The following is a 22,606-nucleotide window of genomic DNA, read 5'->3' as shown; positions in this document are numbered from 1 at the left end:
GGCGATAGCGGCCAGTCCGATTTCTGCCAGTCTCCGGTGGAAGGGCAGCACCTACGACGCCCTGGTCCGCGACAACTCAGCCAACTCGGGAAACCTGGTTTCCCAGATTGCTCGGCAACGGAGAGGAGGGGTCAGGTCGGCCCAGAGGGCAAGCAAGAACTCCCGGTTGAGGATGGCGGCCTGCTCGCTCGGCAACCCGTCGCACACCACGGCGCTGTAGAGGCTCCACCGCTGGGATGAACTGTCCAGATCGTAGACCGGGTGAGGACTGGTGTTGATGTGCGGGCGCACTCGAACGATCCCCGAGATGGGCCCGTGCAGGTCGTCCAGAACATTGAGGTCGCATGCAGGACGTGCAATCGCTCGAAGGGCGCGCGCACTCTAGACAAGTGGAAGAATCGACCCAGGTGAGGATCAGCGGCAATGTTTTGCGAGGTTGATAGTGACGAAGAATGAGAAGATGAAAAGAATAGGTGCTGGCCTTCCGGCGGGCGACACGAAGACCTATATGTGTATCCATATATTCGAGAAGACTCGGCCGATTCTGTATGTGACTAGACCTGAGGGTGACTGGTGTGTGTTATGTGGGGACGACCACCCCCAAGATGGAAGCTACTTTCGGGTGGTAGGTATGGGCCACGCAATCGAGTATGACCCGACCATCCTGGAGGTTCTTGATCTCGGCAAGAATGAGGAAGCGGAGCGTACCAGAGTAGGCGATCGATGGCGGCGTTCGAGCTTCTAGGCTTGGCTGTCCTGACTCGCCGCTCAATCGCCCCGAGGGTGTGTGAGTTAGGTCGGGGTCAACCTCAGACGCCAATGTACATTCTATGTGCTTGCTCGGTTAGGCGTGCGCAGGGCATGGTGAATTAAGGTGCTTACGATTTGCAGAGTGGTGGTTGGCGTGCGAGAGGCAGAGCAAATTTGGGGCGACTGGTTGGCCGCCAATGATGCGGGTAGTGTAGTGGAAGCGGGCTTGTGTGCTGACGAGATGACTCGCGCTCTTCCAGATTCCTTTTATGCGTGGTTTGAGGCCGGGCTGCATTCGAAAGCCATTCAAGACTGGCCGATGTGCGCTACTCGTAACGAGCGTGCCGTGGCATTGTTCAACAATGAGGTCGCCGCAGAGTTCGATGGATCGAATCCAGCCGCGTGGAATCTAGGCATTGCCGCCACGGCCACAGGGGACTGGGCGACTGCCCGACGCGCGTGGACGCTGTACGGTATCGCTGGCCTGGCCGATGAGTCCGGAACGATCGAGAGAGACTTCGGGAAGACGCCGGTCCGGTTGAATCCAAGTCACTCTAGTTTGTCTCTTCAGCGATTGCCTCAGTTCGGCGATACCGAGGTGGTGTGGTGCCGTCGTCTGAGCCCAGCTCATGCCGTGGTGCAGAGTGTCCCGAGGCCTCAGTCGGGTCATCGCTTTGGCGATGTGGTGCTTCACGACGGAGAGCCCACGGGGATCCGCATGCTGGGTGAGCAGGACTTCGACGTGTTCGACGAACTGGACAAACTCGTCGACTCTGGCCTACCCACCTGGCAGGCGATCGTCACCGACGCGACGAATCGGGACATCTCAACACTGGCTGATCTGGCGGTGAGCCACAGCCTGGGTGTTGACAATTGGTCGGGGGTTCGTGTGATGTGTGCTGATTGCTCCCGCGGCGACTCTCCTGCTGGCCACGGCCACCCCTCTGCGAGCAGTAACCAGTCGGTCCTGGGTTTCGCTGGGTCGGAAACTGCATTGAGCGCTTGTCTTGACGAATGGCTGAAGGCGCGAAAGATCGTCCAAGTCGAGATCAAGAAGCTGTGGTGACCCTGGGCACGACAAGTCGCCGAAGGTTGGGCGCCGGCACCACCATGGGGTAGCGCTGGCACTACCCAGCAGACACCGGGCAGCGCCAGTGATCGAACGGCCGCCGCACGGTTGGCTGATTGCATGACGACGAACCACCAGCGGGCCGCCCTGCAGGCCCGGCAGATCTCCAAGTCCTTCGGCGATGTCCGGGCCCTCGACCGGGTCAGCATCGACATTCCCGCCGGGCAGTCGGTGTCGGTGATGGGGCCGTCCGGCTCCGGTAAGTCGACCCTGCTGCACTGCCTGGCCGGCATCCTGCGGCCCGATGAGGGCGACGTCAGCCTCGGTGGCGAGCCGGTCTCGCTGGCCTCGGACGCCGCCCGCAGCCGGATCCGGCTGGCCCGGATGGGCTTCGTCTTCCAGGACGGCCAGCTGCTGCCCGAACTCAGCGCGCTGGAGAACGTGGCGTTGCCGCTGCTGCTGCTCGGACGCCCGCGTGCCGAAGCGTTCCGGCGGGCGGGGGACTGCCTGCAGTGGCTGGGCCTGTCCGGCCTGGAAGCGCGCCGGCCCGGGCAGCTGTCCGGCGGCCAGGCGCACCGGGTCGCCATCGCTCGTGCCCTGGTCGGCCAGCCCGACGTGGTGCTCGCCGACGAACCCACCGGTGCCCTCGACCAGGCGACCGGTGCCGAGGTGATGCGGGTGCTGACCTCGGCGGTCGCCGCCGTCGGCGCCAGCCTGGTGGTGGTCACCCATGACGCCCACGTCGCGGACTGGTGCCAACGGCACGTCGAGATCGTCGACGGCCGGGTCAGCAACGACTTCCTCACCCGGAGGGCCGCCTGATGCACCAGTTCCGTATCGCTCCGCTGTTGCTGCGCGGCCGCATCCGGGCCGGCACCGGGCTGATCGACCTGCTCGCCGTCCTCGCCTTCACGGTGAGCAGCTGGCTGCTGCTGTCGGTGCTCGCCGGCGTGAACACGTTCGTCAACCGCCAGGTGAGTCCGCCCGCGGCGTTCGTCGCCGCCCTCGGCCCGAACGCCGCCCAAGGCGTGCCCGAGCTGGTCATCTGGACGCTGCTGGCGGCCTGCGCCGGCGTCCTGCTGATCGTGCCCTTGGTCACCCTCGGCGCGGCTGCGGCCCGGATGGGCGCACTGGGCCGCGACCAGCGGCTCTCCACCCTGCGGCTGCTCGGCATCACCGGCGGCCAGGCCATTGCGCTGAGCACCGTGGAGACGATGTTGGCCGGGCTCGCCGGCGGGGTGCTAGGGGTGGTCGGTTATCTGCTCACCCTGCCGGCCTGGGCGGCGATCAGCTTCCAGGCGACGCCGCTGAGCGCCGCCGAGATGCTGCTGCCGGCCTGGGCGATCGCAGCGACCGTGGCCGGTCTGGTGGTGTTGGCGGGCCTGAGCTCGGTGACCGGCCTGATGCGGTTGACCATCTCGCCGCTCGGGGTGGCCCGCCGGGCGCCGCGTCCGGCGCTGAAGCTGTGGCGGCTGCTCGCCGTGCCGCTGGTGATCGCCGCCTGGATCATCGTGGCGCCGATGCTCAACCTGGCCCGGGAGTTCGTGGCGTCGGCGGCCATTGTGCTGGTCGTGCTGGCCCTGTTCATGGGCGTGATCAACCTGGTTGGACCGTGGCTGTTGCAACTGCTCGGGTTGCTGCTCACCCGGTCAGGACGACCCGCCGTGCTGTTGGCCGGACGCCGGCTGCTGGCCGACCCGAAGAGTGCCTGGCGATCGGTCTCGGGGCTGGCCTTCGTCGGCTTCACCGGGGGTGCCCTGGTCAGCCTGCCCGATTTCACCGCCTACAGCGAGGACCCGCTGCTGCGGATCCTGGCCGAGGACGTCCGCACCGGCACCTACCTGACCCTCGGCATCGCCTTCCTGGTGGCTGCCACGTCCACCCTGCTGAATCAGGCCTCCGGGGTGCTCGACCGGCGCCGGGAACTGCGCCAGCTGGCCAACCTGGGCGTGCCGGGCAGCCTGCACGACCGCACCCGGCTGGTCGAGGTGGTTGCTCCTGCGGCGCTCAGCGCCCTGGGATCGGGCGGCCTGGCGGTGTTGTTCTTCGCTCAGTTGCCCAGCATGCAACCCGCCTCGATCGGGCCGTTGCTGTTCGTGGCGTCCCTGCTGGCCGGCATCGCCCTGGTCTGGGCCGCCGGTGAGGCCTGCCGACCGGTGCTCCGGGCCGCCCTCTCCGGCGTCGGCGTCCGGGCCGAGTAGTGGATGTCTTGGTCGTCCGAGCGACCAATGTCATCTCGGCGAACGACGGGATCTCCACCAGAGCTCCGTGCGGGTCGCGGCGGAGATCCCGGGGCAAGCCCGGGATGACGGGAACCCAGAGCGACGGATGCGGATCACCAGGCCGGCTGAAGCTTCACGCCGGTGGCCAACCACGGCGCCGCCACGGGTCCCATCCGGCGACCTCGCGCGCGATGACCTCTACGATCGGGCCATGGGCCAACGCACTCTGATCCTGGCGGCCGGCGTCGGGGCCGGCCACAATCAGGCCGGCAGTGCCGTGGAGCACGCGTTGGCTCATCACTCGGACGTCGACGAGGTGCGCCGCATCGACATCCTGGAGACCACCAACGAGGCGTTCCAGAAGCTCTACGACGACGGCTACTTCGCGCTGGTCGCCGAGGCCCCATGGGTGGTCGGCTGGGGCTACGACACCCAGGATTCGCCGTTCAAACGAGCGCCGTTGGTGCAGTGGTGGGATCAGCTGAACACCACCGGCGTGGTGCGGCGGATCCGTGACTACGACCCCGATCTGGTGATCTGCACGCACTTCCTGCCGGCCCGGCTGGTCGCCCTGATGCTGGCCCGGCGCCAGTTGCACGCCTCACTCACCGTGGTGACCACCGATTACGATTTCCAGGGCCTGTGGCTGACGTCGCCGTTCAACCATTTCTTCGTCGCCCGTGACGAGGCTCGTGAGCACATGGCCAACCTCGGCGTGCCACGTGACCGGGTGCATGCCTCGGGCATCCCGGTGCGGGCCGGGCTGGGTGAGCCGGTGGACACCGCGGCCGTCCGACGACGGTTCGGGCTGCATCCCCGGCTGCCGGTGGTGCTGATCTCGGCCGGCGCCTCCGGCGGTAGCTACACGCTCAACATCGTCCGCCAGGTGCGGCGCAGCAATCAGCGTTTCCAGGCGGTCGTCGTCTGCGGCAACAACGAGGCGTTGCGGCGGGACGTGGTGGCCGCGGTCGGCGATGACACGGAGCGGTTCACGGTGCTCGGCTACACCGACGAGATGGTCGACCTGATGCGGGTCGCCACCCTGTTCGTCGGCAAACCGGGCGGGTTGTCGTCGTCGGAATGCATGGCTGCGGGGCTGCCGATGGTGATCATCAACCCGATCCCCGGGCAGGAGGTGCGCAACGCCGACGTGCTGGTCGAGGAGGGTGCGGCGGTGCGCTGCAACTACGCCACGACCGTCGGCTACAAGATCGACCTGCTGCTCGCCGACCCGAAACGGATCCGCGAGATGGCCGCCAACGCCCGCAGGATCGGACGCCCCGACGCCGGCCGGACGGTCGCGGCCACCTCGGTGGAGGCGAGCCCGCGATCGCTGTGGATCAGTCGCGAGGCGCAGAAGGCGATGCTGCAGGCCAGCCAGGACGGGATACCGGTGGCGGACCTGCCCGGCGAGCGCCGGCTCCGCGTCCTCACCGACCCGCACAGCGGCACCTCACTCGCGGTGGCCACCCAGTCCCAGTTGCGACCGCTCGGAGTCACCCCTTGGTCGACGTCGGTGCGGCTGAACCGCCGCGCGTTGCGGGCGTTGCGCTGGCAGCCGGACAACCTCGACCTGGTGGTCACCGGCCGGTGGGTGCTGGGCGACGAGCGGTCACGGATCTTCGGGGTGAGCTGAGACCCGCTGATCATCATGATTGGTCGAGCTTGTCGGAACCTCTCTGGCAACGGGTTCCGTTAATCTCAGCGCCGCCCACCGGCGGATCGAGGCTCAGCCCACGCAGCCCGCGCCGATCTCCACCTCGGTCGGGTGGACGATCGGGGTGGTGCGCACCGCGACCGGCCCGTACTCGCCGGCCGGGCCGGTGAAGGTCACCGAGAGCGTGACCTTCTTGGCGCCCAGGTCGTTGATCGTCATGAACGACGGCACCGGACGCCCCAGGTCGGTGGAGTCGGTCGGTCGCCAGTTCCATGACTTCTCGGTCCGACGAGGGGAGTCGGTGACCGTGGTGCCCGGCGGGCCGTAGACGAAGAGCTGCGTCCGGTACACCTTGGTCGCTGGGTCTCCGCCGGTCACGTAGCGCGGCAGCTTGACGTTCTGGGCCTTGGTGAGGTCGAGCCACAGCGTGGTCGACACCGTGTACGAGCGTGTTCCGTCGGCATTGCAGGTGCTGGTCGTTTTCACCTTCGACCGCAGGTAGTAGTCGATCTTGGAACCCAGTGAGGCGTCGCGATAGAACACGCCGATCGTGGTCGACTCCTTGTTGTCGGTCGGCAGGATGCCGGCCAACGGAGTCTTTGCGATCTCCTGCTGAACCACGGGATCGGCACTCCAGAACATGATGCTGCCGGCCTGGACGCCTTCGGAGACGGCCGGTACCAGCTTGGCGGCGTCGACCTTGCCCGCCACCAGCTTGTCCATCACCGACACGGCGACCTCTTTGAAGATCTTGTCGGCAACCTTGGGCTCGTAGAGCTGGTAGGCGCGGCTGAGCAGGAACGAGGCCGCGTTGTCGCTGTTGATCGTGTGGCCGTCGACCTTCACCGGACCGGTGGCGCGCATCACCCGGGCCAGGGCCAGCGGATCCACCGAGATGACCCCGTCGACCTTGTCCGGGTCGATGTCCCGGTTCCAGAACGCCCGGATCGTTTTGGCCGCGGTGGGGAAGTCCGGACGTCCGACGCTGGTGTTGATGTGGGTGATCAGGTAGTCGTTGTACAACTTGAGCGCACTCTTGTCGATGTCGCTCTTCACCGCCACGCCGTTGCGGTACTGGCTGCTGTCAGCCTGTTTGATGATCTTGGCGGTGCCGTCGGCGAACCGGACCAGGCTCTGCGACGCGACGCTGCCGCCGAGTGCCAGCACCTCGGCATTGCTCTGCGCCGCCAGGATGTAGTTGCGCGGGCCGTCGGCGCCGAGCATGCCCGGCATCAGCCGCAACACGGGGTCGGCGGCGTCCATGATGTCGCCGAGCTGATCGACACCGCCGCGCACCTGCGGCACCAGATCGGGGCTCTGCCGGACCTGCTTGATCTCGGCGGTGAGCGTACTGATCTCGGCCGAGGCGCGCTGCACCACCGGGAGGAGCCGCTGCAGGGTGGGCTCGGAACCGGGGGCATCGAGCGCGGCCATCGCCGGAACCGCCAACCCCGCGCTCAACTCGTTCAAAGAGCGGGAAGCGAGCCGTGCGGCCTTCAGATTCGGGCCGATCACGGGCGCCCGCTCGGCCAGCGCCCACAGTGCACCGTCGCTGGCCGCAACCGCGGCAGCGGACCGGTCCGCCACCACCTGCAGGGCCGCCTTCGGGTCACCGCCCTTGCGGACGTCGTTGACCGCCGCCTGCGCGGCGGTGAGCTCGTTCTGCACCGTCAGCACCCGTAAGCCCAGCCAGGCTGCGACGGCACCGAATACCACCACCACGGCCAGCACGGACAGGACAATCCAGCGGGCTCGACGGCGCCTGCGAGCCGGCCGTGTGGGAGCGGAATCGGCTGAGGGGGTGTCGTCGCCCGCCGCCTCGGAATCGGGAGCGGCAGTCGTCATGGTGTTGATCGTAGCCAGCCGGACGAAGCCGGGCGTCCTGGCAGCCGGGGATGGATGTGAGGCACTAGATTTGACCATCTCTCTGGGGGTGACGAGTGGCGTCGGACGGCATGGGTCAAGCACCGCGGCTGCGGTGGGCGATCGACACCGCCGCCACTCCGGGACGCTGGGGCGATCTGTGGGGCGACACGCACTTCGCGGAGTCGCTGGCCCGCGCGCTGCGCAGGCTCGGCCAGCAGGTGACGATCGACCGCCGCGACACCCGGGAGCGGGCCAGCCGGGCCGAGGACGATGTGGTGCTGGCCCTGCGCGGACTCGAGATCGGCCCGCCGCAACCAGGAGCGATCAACCTGCTGTGGGTGATCTCGCACCCTGACGACGTGACCGCCGACGAGGCGGGCCGCTACGACGCCGTGTTCGCCGCCGGGCCCCGTTGGGCCCGCCAGCGTGCCGACGAGTGGGGGATTGCGATCACCCCACTGCTGCAATGCACCGACGTCGAGTTGTGCCACCCGGGCCGGGCCGAGGATGCGACACCCGGGACGGCGGGCAGGGTGTTGTTCATCGGCAACGCCCGGCGTGGCGCGCACCGTCCGCTGGTCGAGGCGGCGGCCGACGTGGCCGAGGTGGCGATCATCGGCACCGGCTGGGAGAACACGCCGCAGGCGGGCAGGCTGGTGGCGAAGTCGGTGCCCAACGCCGACGTGGGCGCCCACTACGCCGCGGCCCGGATCGTGCTCAACGACCATTGGGAGGACATGCGCCGAGCCGGCTTCGTCTCGAACCGGCTGTTCGACGCAGTAGCCTGCGGGGCGCGCGTGTTGAGCGACGAGATCGACGGCCTGACCGAACTCTTCGGCGCAAGCGTGGTCGCCTGCAACGCCGCGGGAGAAGTGGGGGCCCTCCTCGGTGCCGATCCGGATGAGCTCTGGCCCGACCGGACGCAGCGGCTCGCGACGGCCGAACGGATCCGTGTCGAGCATTCGTTCGACCGCCGCGCCGCGAGCCTGCTGGAGCACGCGGTGGCATTGCGAGAAGGCCGCGCCCGCGCGTCCGGACGGCTGTCGACTCCGGGCGCCCGCAGATGGTGGCAAGTCGGACGCCGCCGCGGCTGACACCGCAGTACGTCGTCCACGGTCTAGATCTTGGTGACCTTGCCGCCGCTCTGCTTGTAGATCGTCGCCGACTTGTTCTTGACGAACGAGTTGGTGACCGTCGCGAGCTTGCCCTTGGTCTTGACCAGGATGCCGTACTTGCGGTTGGCCTCGAAGGTGACCGACTTGGTGATCCGTCCGCTGGTGCCGCTGCCCGAGACCACCAGGCCGCTGGCCTTGTTGGCGCGGACCAGGTTGCCCGTGCCGCTGACCGTCAGCCTCGACTGGCCGGTCACCGTGATGCCCTCGGCTTTGCCGTCGGTCAGCCGGTTCTCGCTGTCCACCGACAGGGTGCCCTTGTCGGAGACCGAGATGTTGCTGCGCCCCGAGGTGGTGATCGTCGACCCCTGCAGGGTCGCGGAGCCCTTGGACGGCACGGACAGGCCGTGGCGGGAGGTTCCGCTGATGGTCACGCTGGCGAGTCGAACGTGGGTGCCGGAGCCGGAGGCCAGCACGCCGTTGTACCGGTTGTTGCTGACCACGCTGTCGCTGATCGTGGCCTTCACCCCAGCGGTGGTCCCCACGCCGTGCCGGCCGTTGCCGGACAGCGTGCTCCTGGCCAGGGTGATCTCGACCGAGCCGGTCAGCGACGCGCCGCACACCTTGTTCGACGACATGCTGGTGTTGGTCACGGTGGCTCGTGCCGAGGCGACGCCCAGGCCGTGCCCGACCTTGCCGGTGGTGGAGCCGGTCACGGCGAGGCCGTTGTTGTCGAGTGCGCTGTCGGTGATGGTGCCGCTCGCGCCGCTGGACAGCTGCAGGCCGTTGCGGCGGTTCTTCACCGCCCGGACGTTGGACGCGGTCAGCCTGGAGGCCTCGGCGACGTGGACGCCGTCGTTGGCATTGCCGGTGCTGGTCACGTCGGCCAGGGTGAGCTGGGTCCTGGCGTAGCCGACGATGCCGTTCTTCTTGGCGTTGCGGACGGTGACGTTCGCCACCCGCACCGTGGACGCCTTGGTGCCGATCACACTGGACGCCTTGCCGTCGGCGTCCCAGATGCCGCCGTAGACGCCGCCGTTGACGGCGTTGAACCAGAGCAGTTGATCGGCCGACTTGGAGAGCACCACCGTCGTTCCGGGATCGGCGACCAGGTAGACGTTGTTCGCGACCCTGATCTGCGCGGTGAGCTTGACGGTTCCGGCGGGGAGGGAGACGACTCGAGGCTGGCTGGCGCTCGCCGCGGACTTGGTGGCGGCGGCCAGTTCGGCGGTGATGTCACCGGTGTGGTTGATCCGCATCACCTGGTAACGTCCGCCGACGGCGAGTGCTGAGGTGGCCTCGCGGAGGTCGACGGCGTGCGCGGCCGGTGCGATCGCGAAGCTGGCAAGAGTGGCTGTGGTGGCGGCGAGCACGGTGATGATGCGCCGCTGCGGGGTTCCTGGCATTTCGGTTGGAGACTTCCTGGGTCGGCTGATCCTGAATCCCCCATGTATTTCCCCCGAAGGCAGCAGTATAGCGTCTCTCGACGACCGCTCGCATCGTCCCCGGATGAGGCGGATACACAGCCAGCTGAACGCGGATGCGTCAGTCGATGGTTCCCTCACCGGTCCGGGTCAGTCGGAGCTCGGCCCGGTCGTCCCGGGTGCCGAGGCTGACGCGGACGGCACCGTTGTGGGCACTCTCGGCCGCGGCGTCCGGCGGACGACGCAGCCACCGGGCGGTGCCGCCGGTCGGGGTGAGGAAGCCCAGCCGCACCGTGAAGGCGCCGTCGGGCAGCGCGTCCAGCGGCACCGCCAGTTCGCCGGTGTGCTGCCGCGGATCGTCGTCGTCGGCGTGCAGCGTCACCGGCCATTCGCCGATCGGGTCGCCGTCCTGCAGGGGTCGCGCCACCACGCCGTCCAGAGCGGTGTCCAGGTGGCTGGCTCCCTGGATCCGCAGCCGAACCCTGAGCCGCAGGCAGGTCGCGTCGACGCTGAGCTGGTCGGCCCAGGCCCGGGTGGCCCCGGTGCGGACCAGTTGCCGGATGGCGTCGCTGCTGTCGGGCAGGTCCAGATAGAGGTCGCCGCGGTGCGCCCGCAGTCGGCCGACCCGGGCGTCCAGGTCGAGGAAGCTGGGCAGGTCGTCCTCGAGCATCGTCACGTAGGCCGCGCGCTGGTCGGCACCCGTGGTCGCCTGCTCGATGACCGCCGGGTCGATCCGCTCGACCACCGTCTTCGTCCGGCGGAAGAACTCGGGCAGCCGCTCGGTGGGCAGCGTGCCCGGCGCACGCCGGGCGAAGCCCTGGAAGCTGCGCACGATGAACGCGTCGAGCAGCGGACGGCGGGCCGGGAGCAGCCCTTCGCGCATGCCGGCCAGCATTTCGATCACCTTCAGGTGATCCCAGTAGTTGTCCAGCCGGGTGAAGTGGCTGTCCATCACCGAGCCGCCCTCGGCCCGCTTGCGGTAGCGGTGCACCACGTCGCCGACCAGGGCGAAACGCGGCACGCGGAGCATGGCCGGCACGTTGACCACGGTGTCCTGATGGTGGATGCCCTCGGCGAACCGCAGACCTGAACGGCGCAGCCATCGGGTCGAGTACAGCTTGTTGCAGGTGCGGGCGTCGTGCGCCAGCAGCGGGACGTCCTCGATGGCGACGTCACGGATGCTGCCGGCCTCGAAATAGGGCGTCCACAGCCACGTCCGGGACTGCGGGAACTGCTCGGTGGCACCCACCGCGAGGTCGCGTCCGTGGCGAGCGGCGGCGCCGCTGAGCAGCTCGATGGCGCGGGGCGTCAACTCGTCGTCGCCGTCCAGGAACAGCACCTGCTGGGTGCGGACCAGGTCGAGCCCGTTGTTGCGGGCCGCCCCGGCCCCCGGACCGCCGTTGGCTTGGTGGACGACCGCGATGCGGGGGTGCGCGGCTGCGTACTCGTCGGCGAGCCGTCCGGTGTCGTCGGTGCTGCCGTCGTCGACAACCAGGATGCGGCAGCGATCCCACCAGGTCTGCGCCAGTACGGAATCGAGGCAGCGTGCCAGGTAGCGCTGGACGTTGTGCGCCGGGACGACGATCGTGACGCCGGGTTCCAGCCGTCGCAGCAGATTGCCTAGCCGGGCCATCTCACCTGCTCCTTCTCGCCGCACGAGCCAGGTCGGCAGTGGCACGGGCCAGCCGTCGCAGCCGGCGCCGGACGCCGGCAGCGACCCGACGGACGGGATGCGGTGGCGGGGAGGGCCGCTTGCGCCGGAACTGAGCATCGGCGTGGGCTTCGGCGATCAGCCGATAGAGCGCTTGGGCGTCGGGAGCCGGGTCGATCGTGCCCATGCGTTCCACCAGATCGGCGCCGAGCCCGGTGGCCTGCTCGCTGGCCTGTCGCAGCACCCGGTGGATCACCGCGCCGATCTGCCGGGCGACTTCGGGTTCGAAGCGGCGTCCGTGTACCAGCCGGAGCATCTCGACGGCGCAGACGAAATAGCCGCGGGCCGCCACCGCACGACTCGCCGTGCCCATGATCGAATGCGGACGGAGACGACGACCGTACAGCCGTGCCGGCAGGTGTGCGGCGCGGCCGGCGGCGAGCATCACCCGGAACGTGAACAGGTTGTCCTCATGGGAGATGCCGGGCCGGAAACGGATGTCGTTCGCCTCGATGACGCTGCGGCGCACCAGATAGAGGCAGGCGCTCGCCCGATAGTGCCGTCGTGCGTTCATCCGGGCCAGCAACCCGGGTCCGCTCGAGGTCTCCCGGTAGTCGCCGGGGCGCTGGTAGAAGGTGGCCATCCGCTGCCACCGGCGGTCTCCCACCCCTGGGTCCCGGATGGACTCGGCGTCGAAGGCGAGGAGGTCGAGCTGTTCGGCGTCGGCGTGGCCGACCAGCTCGGCGAGGCCGTCGAAGCGCCAGAAGTCGTCGCTGTCGACAAAGCACAGATAGCGGCCGCGGGCGATTCCGAGTGCCGCGTTGCGCGCCTGGGACTGCCCCGCGTGCGACAGGGCCAAGACCCGGACGCGGGGCTCGGATGCGGCGATCCGGGCCAGCAGGGTGCCGCTGGCGTCGGTGGATCCGTCGTCGGCGCAGATGATCTCGATGTCGACGCCCGACTGCCGCAGCACGCTGTCCAGGCAGTCCCGCAGGTAGGCCTCGGTGTTGTGCACCGGAATGATGACGCTGACGTCGGGGCGGGGGACGCCATCGGCGTCGGCAAGTCCGCTGGTGGGCGAGGTGGGCGACGCGGGCGTCGGCGTGGCAGCGTCCGGCCCGGGGGCGCCGTCCGGGCCCGGATCGATCACCGCGAGCAGGGCGGAGTGTGCCTGCGCCCGCGCCGACGCCGCCTGCTGCTGGGCCTGCTGTAGCCGCTGGAAGATCAGCTCGGTCGTGCTGCGCTCCAGGATGTCGGCCACCAGCGCGGGGTAGTCGCGGCGCAGGAAGTAGTCGTCGGCCCGCCCGGTGACCCCGAGCCGTGGCAGCACGTCCTCGCGGAGAGCTTCGTGGACGGTGGCGAACGACTCGGCCGTGCCGGCCTTGCGCAGAGCGGTGAGGCTGACCTCCACCACCAGATTCGTGAAGGCGCGCTCAAGTGCCGGCCAGCGTCCGATCCGCTCCAGCTCGCCACGAATGGCGGTCAGCGCGTCGACGAAATCGAGAGGCGACTCGTGCAGCGTGGATTGAAGACTGGTGCCGTGCCCGACCCGATAGTCGATGCCGTAGGTCTGGATGTAACTGATTCGCTCCGCGTGCGCCAACGCGAGCGCAGTGAAGTAGAGGTCATTGGTGCGCCTCAGCTCCTGAAACCGCAAGTTAGTGCCAGTAACAAACTCTGTCCGGAAGAGCTTGTTCCAAGGCGCCGGGTTGACCGCGAGAAAAAGGTTGTCACCCAGCGCGCTCGGGGCGAGCGGGGTGCGCCGCGGAAAGTGTCTCAGTCTCACTCCCCATTCCACCGGCGAGACATCGCCGGTGGAATCGTCCGCGATTCTGAATCTGGTTAAGACTATGTCGGCAGAGTCGGCCACCGCTTTCTCGTGCAGTTCCTCCAGCAGCGTGGGGGCAAACCGGTCATCGCTGTCGAGAAAGGCGAGATAGTCGCCAGTGGCTACTGCCAGGCCGGCATTGCGGGCGGCACCGGCACTGCCGATCGCGGGACCGGTGAGCCGTCGGACGCGGGCGTCCAGCGCGGCGACCTCGTCGATGATGGCGGCAGTGGCGTCTGTCGACCCGTCGTCGACAACGATGATCTCGAGGTCGGTCAGCGTCTGGGCGGTGAGGCAGCCCAGACACTCCCGGAGTTGTCGTTCCCCGTTGTGTACGGGAACGATCACAGACACAGCGGGCATGGAGCGGTTCCCTCGGGGGGTCGGCGAACGCGGGTCTTCGCAGCCTACCGTGAGTGGGACGTCCCGCTCCGGCCCAGCCCGCGAGGTGTCGCGCTGGACCGCTGCCGACCACCGGCACCGCGACCCGAGGCACCGTGCCGGGTGGTCGTGACAATGGCATTTACCTATAGACTCGATCCATCTCCTCACATCGCCGGTGGAGGATTCTGGCCGGAAGGGTTTGTGCGAATGCGAATGATTCGGAGCATTGCGGCGGTCGCCGTCGGATTGGTGTTGACGGTGGCGGCGCTGGTGGCGCCGGCAGGGGTGAGTCAGGCCGCCGCGGCGGGAAAGCTGACGCTGAGTGCGGGTCGTACCATCACCGCTCAGTTCTCCGGAACGAAGCTCGACAAGAATCGTGTCGTGAATCTCCAGCGCTCGTCGGACGGACAGGCTTGGACCACTGTCAAGTCGGTGAAGATGAGTTCGAAGGGTGCGGTCAACTTCGGCATCGTCGCCAGCGACGCCGGCTATTACCGAGCCGTCGCCAAGGAGTTCAGCTACAAGGAGAAGAATAAGAAGAAGGCCAGCTCCGAGGTCGTGGGCGAGACTCGGCAGCTGGCCGCGCCGTCGTTCGCCGACGAGTTCACGGCCGGGCCGTTGTCCGAGACGTGGCGAAGCCGCGATGAGGTTGGCTATCAGGCCAATGGCCGGCTGTGCTCGGCACCAGTCAGTGGCAACACGTCGGTTTCCGGCGGCTCCGCCGTGCTGAAGATGACCAACGTCGGTGCGAGCGAGGCCAAGACTGCCACCGCTGGCGCCAAGAATCGGCAGAAGGCCGACAACGCGTCCGCGGTGAAAAAGGCCGACAGCGCGGTGAGCAAGGCTGAGGCGGCCCTCGTCAAGGCGAAGGCGATGAAGAGCAACACCACGAGCCAGAAGAAGAAGCGCAGTGCCGCGATCAAGAAGGCAGAGGCTTCGCTGAAGAAGGCGAAGGCGGTTCGTTCCGCACTGACCCCGGGCTGCCCCGGTGGCGTCTACCACAACGCGATGATCACCACCCAGGGCAGCGGTGAGTCGTTCACCGCCGGAACGGTCGTGGCCAAGGTGAAGTTCGTCGAGGGCCAGGGCGCGCATGCCGGCATCTGGCTGCAGGCGGGCAACCGTCAGGAGATCGACATCATCGAGGCGTACGGCTACGGGCGCGGCGTGACGAATGTGATCCACCGGCTGAGCGGTTCCACGCTGAAGAAGGATCCCAAGGTCGACAAGGATGCCTATGTCGCGGTCAGCACGGTGAAGAGCAAGAGCTGGTGGTCCAAGTGGCACACGGTGGCCGTCAGCTTCGACGACAGCACGATCGCGTTCTACCTCGATGGGGCGAAGACCCGGCAGCTGAAGGGGATGAAGGCGGCCGACTACCAGCTGGTGCTGAGCGTGTTGAGCTCCGACTGGGAGACCTATCGGGTGAAGAAGCCCGATGCGCGGCCCGGGTCCGGGGTGAAGAAGTCCGCGGTGAAGAAGCAGAAGAGCCTGCCGTCGATGTCGGTGGACTGGATCCGCGTCTGGAAGAAGGCCTGAGCCGTGCGGATGCGCATTGTGGCCGTGGCACTGGCCGGCGCGGTGCTGGTCGGCTGCACGGGTCAGACCACGCCGCCGAGTGCTCCGATGTCGCCCGCCCCGACCACGGCCAGCAGCCAACCTGAGCCGTCCGGGACGCCGACACCGCAGCAGTCGTCGCCGACCGGGCGGATCTCACAGGATGCGGCGGCCGCGCTGGAGGTGTCCCCGGTCGACTACGGAGATTCGACCCTGGTCCGCGCGACTTTCGGCGCCAGCCAGCGGGCCAAGGGCCGACCGGTCGCCCTGCAGCGACAGACCGACTCGGGCTGGCAGCAGGTGGCGTCGGCGAAGATGACGGGAGCCGGCTCAGCCGAGTTCCTGGCGCCGGGCACGGGCGGCACCTTTCGTGCCGTCGCACTCCCCACGGCCAAAACCCGCGACGCGGTGGCGACACCGACCGCGAAGGCCGCCGACCAGTGGAATCGGGTGCTGAACAGCGGGTTCGACGGATCGTCACTGCCTCGACCCTGGGACTACCGGCTCACCGACATCTACGACGCGGGTGGCCGTTGGTGCTCGGCTCCCCGTAAGAGCAACGTCGAGGTGGCCGACGGCATCATCACGCTGTCCATGTCCAAGGCGTCCAAGGCCGTCACCGCCCGGGTCAACGCCAGCGCCAAGCGCAAGCAGGCGCAGGCAGGTCAGAAGACCGCGGGTTGCCCCGAGGGCGTCTTCGACAACGCGATGGTGAGCACCCAGGACCGATTCACGATTCCGTCCGGCATGGTGGCGGCCCGGGTCAAGTTCCCCCGTGCGCCCGGTGCGCACGCCTCGGTCTGGCTGCAATCGGACGCCGCCCAGGAAATCGACATGATCGAGACCTTCGGCTACGGCCGGGGCATCACCAACGTGATCCACGTCAGGGGCACCAAACACCCGGCCGACGGCACCCAGTCCTATGTCGCCACCGACCTGGTGGCCGACCCGCAGTGGTGGGACGCCTGGCATACGGTGTCGGTGGAATGGGACCGCAGCGGCGTGCAGTTCCGGCTGGACGGCAAGCTCACCCGCGAACTGAAGGTCGCACTGGCTCCGGCGAACTACTACGTCGTGATCAGCCTGCTCAGCTCCGACTGGGAAACCTACCGGTTGACCAAGCCCGACGCTCGGCCGGGCTCAGGCGTCGACGCGGCTTCGGTGCCCAAGCCCAAGCTGCCGCTCACGATGGACGTCGACTGGGTCCGGGCCTGGCGCACCCGATAGGGATGTCATCCCGGGACCGGGGACCTCGTCGCTCGGGAGGCAGTTCCGTCAGGCTGGGCTCGGCCCGCCACCTCGTCGGTCGGGATGCATTCTCGTCATCCCGGGCTCGACCCGGGATCTCCTGAGTCGGCGTGGTCGAACCCCACCACCGCCGGTCGAGCGTGTCGAGACGCTGCCGGCGGAGCCGCCGTCACTCCCAGCGGCTCGGCACCGGGTAGTAGTTGTCGAAGAAGTCGCGCAGGGCGGCATCGTTCGCGCGCTGGACCGCGGGGTCTTCCGCGCCCGAGTCGTTGATGCACAGGCACTGCAGGTTGCGGCGGCGCAGCCACAGTTCCAGGGTCTTCCAGGCGTCCACCGACCCCAGGTCGAGGTAGCCGTAGCGGATCCGGCTCGGTGCCGCCTGACCGTTCGCCATCGCGTAGTAGCCGTCCAGCGAGCTGGTCAGGGCGTGGTCGGCGACGCTGCGGAACCGCGACCGCATCACGGTGTCGAACAGCGCGGGCTGTTCCTGCTCGAACTGCTCCATCACCGAGCGGATGTGCGGCTGAGGGGTGTGCCACAGCTTGTGGGTGATGGTGCGGCCGAACTCGCGCTCCAGGAACGCCCGGTTGTTCTTGGCCGCAGCACTGACCGCGAGGTCGTCCTCGTTGCGCGGGGCCGGGTCGATGACTGCGACCCGCGAGATGAACATCTTGATCAGCCCCGCGCCGTTGAAGAAGTGCTCGGGCCGCACCGGCGCCCCGAACAGCATGTCGTCGTTGAGGTAGAGGTAGTGCTCGGCCAGGCCGTCGATGTGGTGCAGTTGCGACTCGATGGCATGCGAGTTGAACACCGGCAGGGCGTCCGGATCGGCGAAGATCTCGCGATGGTCGACGATCCGCAGCCGATCGTCAGGTTTCAGCCACTCCGGGGTCTGGCCGTCTGTGACGATCCAGATGCGGCGCACCCAGCTGGCGAACATCTCGACCGACCGCAGCGAGTAACGCAACTCGTCGCGGTTGGCGAACCTGGCGTCGATGGCTGCGTCGCTGCTGTACCGGGCCTCGGACGGCAGCCCGAGCGCGTCCGCCTTGCGGGTCAGCCAGGCCGGATCGTTACCGTCCACCCAGGTGTAGACCAGGTCGATTGGCTCGACCATGCTCAGCAGGTGAGGGGGCGTCGCGGGCAGCCGGTGGCCCTCATGTTGTGATTGCGCCCACTGATCGGCGTCGATGTAGTCGAGCACACCGTTGGACGTGGGGGCGATGATCGTGCCCGGCGGCAACTGGCTGCCACCCGAACGGCGGGTCGGGGCGTCGGTGACACTCCAGAACTCGATCAGCACACCCAGTTCCGAATCGGTCAGCGGGATGCCCGCCGGAGACAGCAGATTGCGCGAGATCAGCACGCCGTCCGCGCCGCCGGCTCGCTGCTGCCGCACCGGACGAGCGGGTCCGATCAGACCCGAGCGCACGCGTGCCGCCCACCAGGGACGCCCCGCGAAGCTGTCGGCGATCGCAACCAGCGCCCGGTCGGCGTCCGGGGCGCGCACCGCGATCCGGGGATCCGGGAGACTCCCGGTGTCGAGCACGACATGGTCGACACCGGCGCTGTCGAGAAGCTCCGACAGCCGGCCTTGCAGGTCGTCGAGGTAGGCCCAGGTGTCGAAGCGGTCCACCACTTCGTGCGGCGCCCGCCAGGCTTGCGGCCAGCGCTGCCACAGCCAGTCGTCGGCGTGCCGGCGGCGGCGCTGCAGGTGGGCCCGGAGCGTTCGGAGCGGTCGGCGAAGACGATCGGTGAGGGTCACGGTGCCGTCCGCTCGAACGGGCTGGGTACCGGGAAGTACTCGGCCAGGAAGTCGGTCACCCGGGCACCGTCGACCGGCTGTTGGTAGGGGCCCGCGTCGTTGATGCAGAAGCAGTCGAAGTTGCGGCGGGCGAGCAGGCTGTCCAGGTATTCGTCGGCCAGCGGAGAACCGATGTCGACATAGCGGAAGGACATCGTGGTTGTCACCGCCTGGCCGTGCGCGTAGGCCCAGTAGTGGCCGAGTTCAGAACTGAGTGACAGGTCGTCCGCGCTGCGGAAACGAGACGCGGCGACCTGCGCCACCCGGTCGGGATGGCGGGCTTCGAAGCCGGCCAGCGAGCTGCGGCGATGGGCGTGCGGAATGTGCTGCACCCGATTGGTCACCGTGCGGCCGAGATCGGCGGACAGCAGAGCCCGGTTGTTGCGGGCGGCCAGCATCGCGCCGTTCAACCGTCCAGGCTTGTCCTGGCGGTCGATCGCGACCGGCGCAAGGGTGAATTTGGCGAGGCCGGTGCCGGTGAAGAAGGTTTCCGGGCGGATCGGGCGTCCGATGAACACGTCGTCGTTGAGGTACAGGAAGTGTTCCGCCAGCCCGTCGATGTGATGCAGCTGCGATTCGATGGCATGCGAGTTGAACGTGGGCAGCACGCTCGGGTCGCTGAAAATATCGCGGTGCGACACCATGGTGAGCCGTGGATCGTCTGCCAGCCAGGACGGACGTTGGTCGTCGGTGACCAGCCATATTCTGCGGTACCAACCGGCGTAGGAACAGAGCGAACGCAGCGAGTAGCGAAGCTCGTCGCGGCTCTCGGTCCGGCCGCCGTGCAATGCGTCGGTGGATAGCCCGTTGGGTGTCGGCTCGACGCTGGCGCGGCGCTGCCGCCAAGCCGGATCGCGGTCGTCGACCCAGGTGTAGACGATGTCGATGGGCTCGGTGATGTGCAACAGATGCGGCGGCGACGCAGGTCGTAGCCGGCGCTTCGGGTCGTCCTGGGCCTGCTGCCACAGGTCTGCGGTGAGATAGCCGGCCAGCGGGTTGCGGGCGGGAGCCAGCCGGGTACCGGGGCTGTGCAGGCCGCCGTCCGGGCGTTCCGTCCCGGCCTCGGCGAGTTCCCAGAACTGGAGGCTGACACCGCACCGCGCGTCGGTGATCGGCTCGCCGTTCGGGGCGGCGAGCAGCCGGAACAGGGTGAGCCGGGTGGCGTCGACCGATCGGCTGCGTCGGAACTCGGACACCTTGAATGTGCGCTTGCGGGGCCCCGTGATCCACCACTGGGCGATCGTCGGGTCGGCGGCGAGCGCGGCCAGGGCACTGGAGCGTGCTTCAGCGGGAATGGCGAGGATGCTGCGGCCGTCGTTGTCCAGCCGGACGACCTCGATACCGGCCCGGGTCAGGGCCACCGTGGCGGCTTCGGCGATGGCGGAGATCGTGGCCCAGAAGTCGAATTGCTGTACCGGCTCGGGGGTGCCGTCGATGGATTGGCGGCGCAGCGTCGCTACCTGATCGCTGACCCGGTGAAGGCGGCGCCGAGGAATCGGTTCGAGACCGCGTCCGACCGCCGTGAACCGACGGGAAAGGCGGTGCCGCAGGGATCTGTACGGCCTCCGCATACCACCAACCTAGTCGCGTCCTGGGGGGAACCCATTGAGTATGTCACACGCTCAAGTGCCGCACCGACGGCCTTCATCGGCCTTTCAGCATCCGCCATTGCTTCTCAGGATCGGGTGTAGAACTCGAGGGCGATGTGGTCGGGGACACGGCACGTGACCATGTCCCCGCGTAGATCGCGGTACCGGCAGACCGAACGGTTGAGGTCGCCGACGCTGAGCGTCACGGGGGTGGATGCCGCCGAACCGGGGGAGCGGTCATCAGGCCAGCGAACGACCCACGGCGTCGCCGCGCAACTGATCCCCGGCGCTACTAGACGATGTTCTGATATCGACCCCAGAGTGGCTGGCGAACGCCCGGATTGGAGCGGCGTGCCTGCTGCATGTTGTGACGCGTGCTGCCCACTCTGGGGTCGATATCAGACTCAGTTCCGCTGTCCGGCGGGCTCTCCCTCGACCGGATGGGCACCCGGCGTGAGGTCGAGGCGGCGCAGCAGTTGCGCGTTGGCCGCCACCACCAGGGTGGACGCCGACATCAGCAGGGCGCCGATCGCCATCGGCATGCTGATCCCGATCGGGGCAAGCACGCCGGCCGCCAGCGGCACGGTGACCAGGTTGTAGCCGGCCGCCCACCACAGGTTCTGCCGCATCTTCCGGTAGCTGGCCCGGGAGAGGTCGATCACCGAGATCACCGAACGCGGATCGTCTCCGGCCAGCACGACGCCCGCCGACCCGATCGCGACGTCCGTGCCGGCACCGATCGCCAGCCCGACATCAGCCTGGGCCAGTGCGGGGGCGTCATTCACCCCGTCGCCGACCATCGCCACCTTGTTACCGGCACGCTGCAGCCGGACGATCTCGGACGCCTTGTCCTCGGGCCGCACCTGCGCGATGACCGTGTCGATGCCCAGCTCGCGACCCACCTGATCGGCGACGGCGCGGGCATCGCCGGTGAGCAGCACCACCGAGACGCCCCGGTCATGCAGCTGCCGGACCGCTTCGGCAGACTCGGGGCGGATCTCGTCGGCGAGGCTGAGCCGTCCGATCACCCGGCTGTCGCGCAGCACATGCAGCACGATCGCGCCGTCGTCCGAATCCGAGGTGGTCAGCGGGGACGCTCCGGTTTCCTCCAGGAGCCTCGGCCCACCGATCTGCACGGTGCGTCCGTCGATCGTGGCCGACACGCCCAGCGCGGGCGCGGAGCGGAAGCCGGAACTGGCCGGGAGGCGGAGACCTCGCTCGTCGGCGGCGCGGACGATCGCCCGGGCCAACGGGTGCTCGCTGTCGGACTCCGCGGACGCCGCCAGCGCCAACACACCGTCTTCGTCCAGGTCGGCATCGGCTGCGACCATGACGTCGATCAGGCCGGGCTGACCCTTGGTCAGGGTGCCGGTCTTGTCGAACACGACGGTGTCGACCTCGCGCATCGACTCCAGCGCCAACCGATCGGTGATCAGCACGCCGGCCCGGGCCGCCCGCTCGGTCGCGATCGCCACCACCAGGGGAATCGCCAGGCCCAGGGCGTGCGGGCAGGCGATCACCAGCACCGTGATGGCACGCAGCACCGCGTCGTCCGGGTAGCCGAGAGCGGCCCACACGATGGCGGTCAACGCCGCCGTGCCGAGTGCGAACCAGAACAGCCACCCGGCCGCGCGGTCCGCCAGCCGCTGGGCCCGTGAACTCGACGCCTGTGCCTGGGCGACCAGGCGTTGGATGCCGGCCAGGGTGGTGTCGTCGCCGGTCGCGGTCACCTCGACCCGGATGGCTGAGTCTGTCGAGATGGTGCCGGCGGCGACCCGGTCGCCGATGGTGCGGCGTACCGTCCGCGATTCGCCGGTCACCATCGACTCGTCCAGTTCAGCCTCGCCGTCGACGATCCGTCCGTCGGCCGGCACGCTGGCGCCCGGCCGGACCAGCACGATGTCGCCCACACCGAGTTCGGACGGCGCGACCGTGACGATGTCATCGCCACGAACCACGTCGGCCTGATCGGGCAGCAGTGCTGCCAGCGAATCCAGGGCGCTGGTGGTCTGGGCGAGTGATCGCATCTCCACCCAGTGGCCGAGCAGCATGATCACGATCAGCAGCGCCAGCTCCCACCAGAACTCCAGCGAGTGGTCGAGGATGCCGAGCGTGGCACCCCAGCTGGCCGCGAACGCGACGGTGATCGCCAAGCCGACCAGCAGCATCATCCCGGGCTGCCGGGACCGGATCTCGTCCACCGCGCCGGTCAGGAACGGACGTCCGCCCCAGACGTACATCACCGTGCCGAGGACCGGCGCCACCCAGGCCAGGACGCCGCTGGGCGCCGGGTAGCCGACCAGCATCGCGAACATGGGGGAGAGCGCCACCACGGGCAGCGAGAGGACGAGCATCACCCAGAACAGCCGCCGGAAATGCTCGGCGTGGCCCGCATGGCCGCCGTGGCCGGAGTGGTCACCGTGTCCGACATGACCGCTGTGATCA

At 68.4% G+C, this 22,606-nt stretch carries 14 protein-coding genes and 1 pseudogene; 7 read left to right on the top strand and 8 right to left on the bottom strand.

Translation table 11 applies throughout. From position 1 onward, the window contains the following. Nucleotides 1-892: 892 nt before the first annotated feature. The 4 genes from Q0066_RS10530 to Q0066_RS10515 all read left to right on the top strand — a co-directional run bounded on the left by Q0066_RS10530 (nt 893) and on the right by Q0066_RS10515 (nt 5,677). The gene (locus tag Q0066_RS10530) at nt 893-1,816 is read left to right on the top strand and encodes a hypothetical protein (RefSeq protein ID WP_298132674.1); all 924 of its coding nucleotides are present in this window, start codon (nt 893-895) and stop codon (nt 1,814-1,816) included. Nucleotides 1,817-1,939: 123 nt separating this feature from the next. Continuing rightward, on the top strand, nt 1,940-2,641 hold the full coding sequence (locus Q0066_RS10525) for an ABC transporter ATP-binding protein (RefSeq protein WP_298132672.1): 702 nt from the start codon (nt 1,940-1,942) through the stop codon (nt 2,639-2,641). Then, nucleotides 2,641-4,020: a hypothetical protein gene (locus Q0066_RS10520; RefSeq protein ID WP_298132670.1), complete on the top strand. Its 1,380-nt coding sequence runs from the start codon at nt 2,641-2,643 to the stop codon at nt 4,018-4,020. The genes Q0066_RS10525 and Q0066_RS10520 overlap by 1 nt, the downstream gene beginning before the upstream one ends. 232 nt (nt 4,021-4,252) lie before the next feature. Continuing rightward, on the top strand, nt 4,253-5,677 hold the full coding sequence (locus tag Q0066_RS10515) for a glycosyltransferase (protein ID WP_298132668.1): 1,425 nt from the start codon (nt 4,253-4,255) through the stop codon (nt 5,675-5,677). 93 nt (nt 5,678-5,770) lie between these two features. On the opposite strand, the gene Q0066_RS10510 is transcribed toward Q0066_RS10515, so the two are convergent. Continuing rightward, nucleotides 5,771-7,543: a DUF4012 domain-containing protein gene (locus tag Q0066_RS10510; RefSeq protein ID WP_298132666.1), complete on the bottom strand. Its 1,773-nt coding sequence runs from the start codon at nt 7,541-7,543 to the stop codon at nt 5,771-5,773. 110 nt (nt 7,544-7,653) lie between these two features. Between Q0066_RS10510 and Q0066_RS10505 the strand changes: the two genes are divergently transcribed. Beyond that, nucleotides 7,654-8,658 carry a glycosyltransferase gene (locus tag Q0066_RS10505; protein ID WP_298132664.1) on the top strand — a complete coding sequence of 335 codons (1,005 nt, stop codon included), beginning with the start codon at nt 7,654-7,656 and terminating at the stop codon, nt 8,656-8,658. 23 nt (nt 8,659-8,681) lie between these two features. Here the strand turns inward: Q0066_RS10505 and Q0066_RS10500 are convergent, their stop codons facing one another. The 4 genes and pseudogenes from Q0066_RS10500 to Q0066_RS17560 all read right to left on the bottom strand — a co-directional run. Further along, nucleotides 8,682-10,082 carry a right-handed parallel beta-helix repeat-containing protein gene (locus Q0066_RS10500; RefSeq protein ID WP_298132662.1) on the bottom strand — a complete coding sequence of 467 codons (1,401 nt, stop codon included), beginning with the start codon at nt 10,080-10,082 and terminating at the stop codon, nt 8,682-8,684. A 139-nt stretch (nt 10,083-10,221) separates the two neighbouring features. Continuing rightward, nucleotides 10,222-11,733 carry a glycosyltransferase family 2 protein gene (locus Q0066_RS10495; protein ID WP_298132660.1) on the bottom strand — a complete coding sequence of 504 codons (1,512 nt, stop codon included), beginning with the start codon at nt 11,731-11,733 and terminating at the stop codon, nt 10,222-10,224. 1 nt (nt 11,734) lies between these two features. Continuing rightward, the gene (locus Q0066_RS10490) at nt 11,735-13,408 is read right to left on the bottom strand and encodes a glycosyltransferase (protein ID WP_298132659.1); all 1,674 of its coding nucleotides are present in this window, start codon (nt 13,406-13,408) and stop codon (nt 11,735-11,737) included. A gap of 45 nt (nt 13,409-13,453) precedes the next feature. Next, a pseudogene (locus tag Q0066_RS17560) lies at nt 13,454-13,942 on the bottom strand (glycosyltransferase); the annotation flags it as partial. 153 nt (nt 13,943-14,095) lie between these two features. On the opposite strand from Q0066_RS17560, the gene Q0066_RS10485 reads away from it, so the two are divergent. Together Q0066_RS10485 and Q0066_RS10480 are read left to right on the top strand one after the other, a co-directional pair. Further along, on the top strand, nt 14,096-15,502 hold the full coding sequence (locus Q0066_RS10485; protein ID WP_366521515.1) for a family 16 glycosylhydrolase: 1,407 nt from the start codon (nt 14,096-14,098) through the stop codon (nt 15,500-15,502). Nucleotides 15,503-15,511: 9 nt separating this feature from the next. Beyond that, complete coding sequence (locus Q0066_RS10480; RefSeq protein WP_298132691.1) at nt 15,512-16,747, top strand: glycoside hydrolase family 16 protein; 1,236 nt, start codon at nt 15,512-15,514, stop codon at nt 16,745-16,747. 190 nt (nt 16,748-16,937) lie between these two features. On the opposite strand, the gene Q0066_RS10475 is transcribed toward Q0066_RS10480, so the two are convergent. From Q0066_RS10475 to Q0066_RS10465, 3 genes are all read right to left on the bottom strand, one after another. Beyond that, on the bottom strand, nt 16,938-18,533 hold the full coding sequence (locus Q0066_RS10475; RefSeq protein ID WP_298132655.1) for a stealth family protein: 1,596 nt from the start codon (nt 18,531-18,533) through the stop codon (nt 16,938-16,940). Beyond that, complete coding sequence (locus Q0066_RS10470; RefSeq protein ID WP_298132653.1) at nt 18,530-20,143, bottom strand: stealth family protein; 1,614 nt, start codon at nt 20,141-20,143, stop codon at nt 18,530-18,532. The genes Q0066_RS10475 and Q0066_RS10470 overlap by 4 nt, the downstream gene beginning before the upstream one ends. 422 nt (nt 20,144-20,565) lie before the next feature. After that, the coding region (locus tag Q0066_RS10465; RefSeq protein ID WP_298132651.1) for a heavy metal translocating P-type ATPase at nt 20,566-22,606 on the bottom strand (2,041 nt) is incomplete at its 5' end.

The sequence above is a fragment of the Micropruina sp. genome (assembly GCF_027492755.1).
Taxonomy (GTDB): Bacteria; Actinomycetota; Actinomycetes; order Propionibacteriales; family Propionibacteriaceae; genus Micropruina.
Note: the sequence above shows the minus strand (reverse complement) of the source record. Positions and strands in the feature narration are given on the sequence as shown.

Bases quoted from the DNA above. Each gene is read 5' to 3' on its own strand.
- Q0066_RS10525 (WP_298132672.1), top strand. From the start codon at position 1,940: ATGACGACGAACCACCAGCGGGCCGCCCTGCAGGCCCGGCAGATCTCC.
- Q0066_RS10515 (WP_298132668.1), top strand. From the start codon at position 4,253: ATGGGCCAACGCACTCTGATCCTGGCGGCCGGCGTCGGGGCCGGCCAC.
- Q0066_RS10500 (WP_298132662.1), bottom strand. From the start codon at position 10,082: ATGCCAGGAACCCCGCAGCGGCGCATCATCACCGTGCTCGCCGCCACC.
- Q0066_RS10480 (WP_298132691.1), top strand. From the start codon at position 15,512: ATGCGCATTGTGGCCGTGGCACTGGCCGGCGCGGTGCTGGTCGGCTGC.
- Q0066_RS10495 (WP_298132660.1), bottom strand. From the start codon at position 11,733: ATGGCCCGGCTAGGCAATCTGCTGCGACGGCTGGAACCCGGCGTCACG.
- Q0066_RS10505 (WP_298132664.1), top strand. From the start codon at position 7,654: ATGGGTCAAGCACCGCGGCTGCGGTGGGCGATCGACACCGCCGCCACT.
- Q0066_RS10510 (WP_298132666.1), bottom strand. From the start codon at position 7,543: ATGACGACTGCCGCTCCCGATTCCGAGGCGGCGGGCGACGACACCCCC.
- Q0066_RS10470 (WP_298132653.1), bottom strand. From the start codon at position 20,143: ATGCGGAGGCCGTACAGATCCCTGCGGCACCGCCTTTCCCGTCGGTTC.
- Q0066_RS10485 (WP_366521515.1), top strand. From the start codon at position 14,096: ATGGCATTTACCTATAGACTCGATCCATCTCCTCACATCGCCGGTGGA.
- Q0066_RS10520 (WP_298132670.1), top strand. From the start codon at position 2,641: ATGCACCAGTTCCGTATCGCTCCGCTGTTGCTGCGCGGCCGCATCCGG.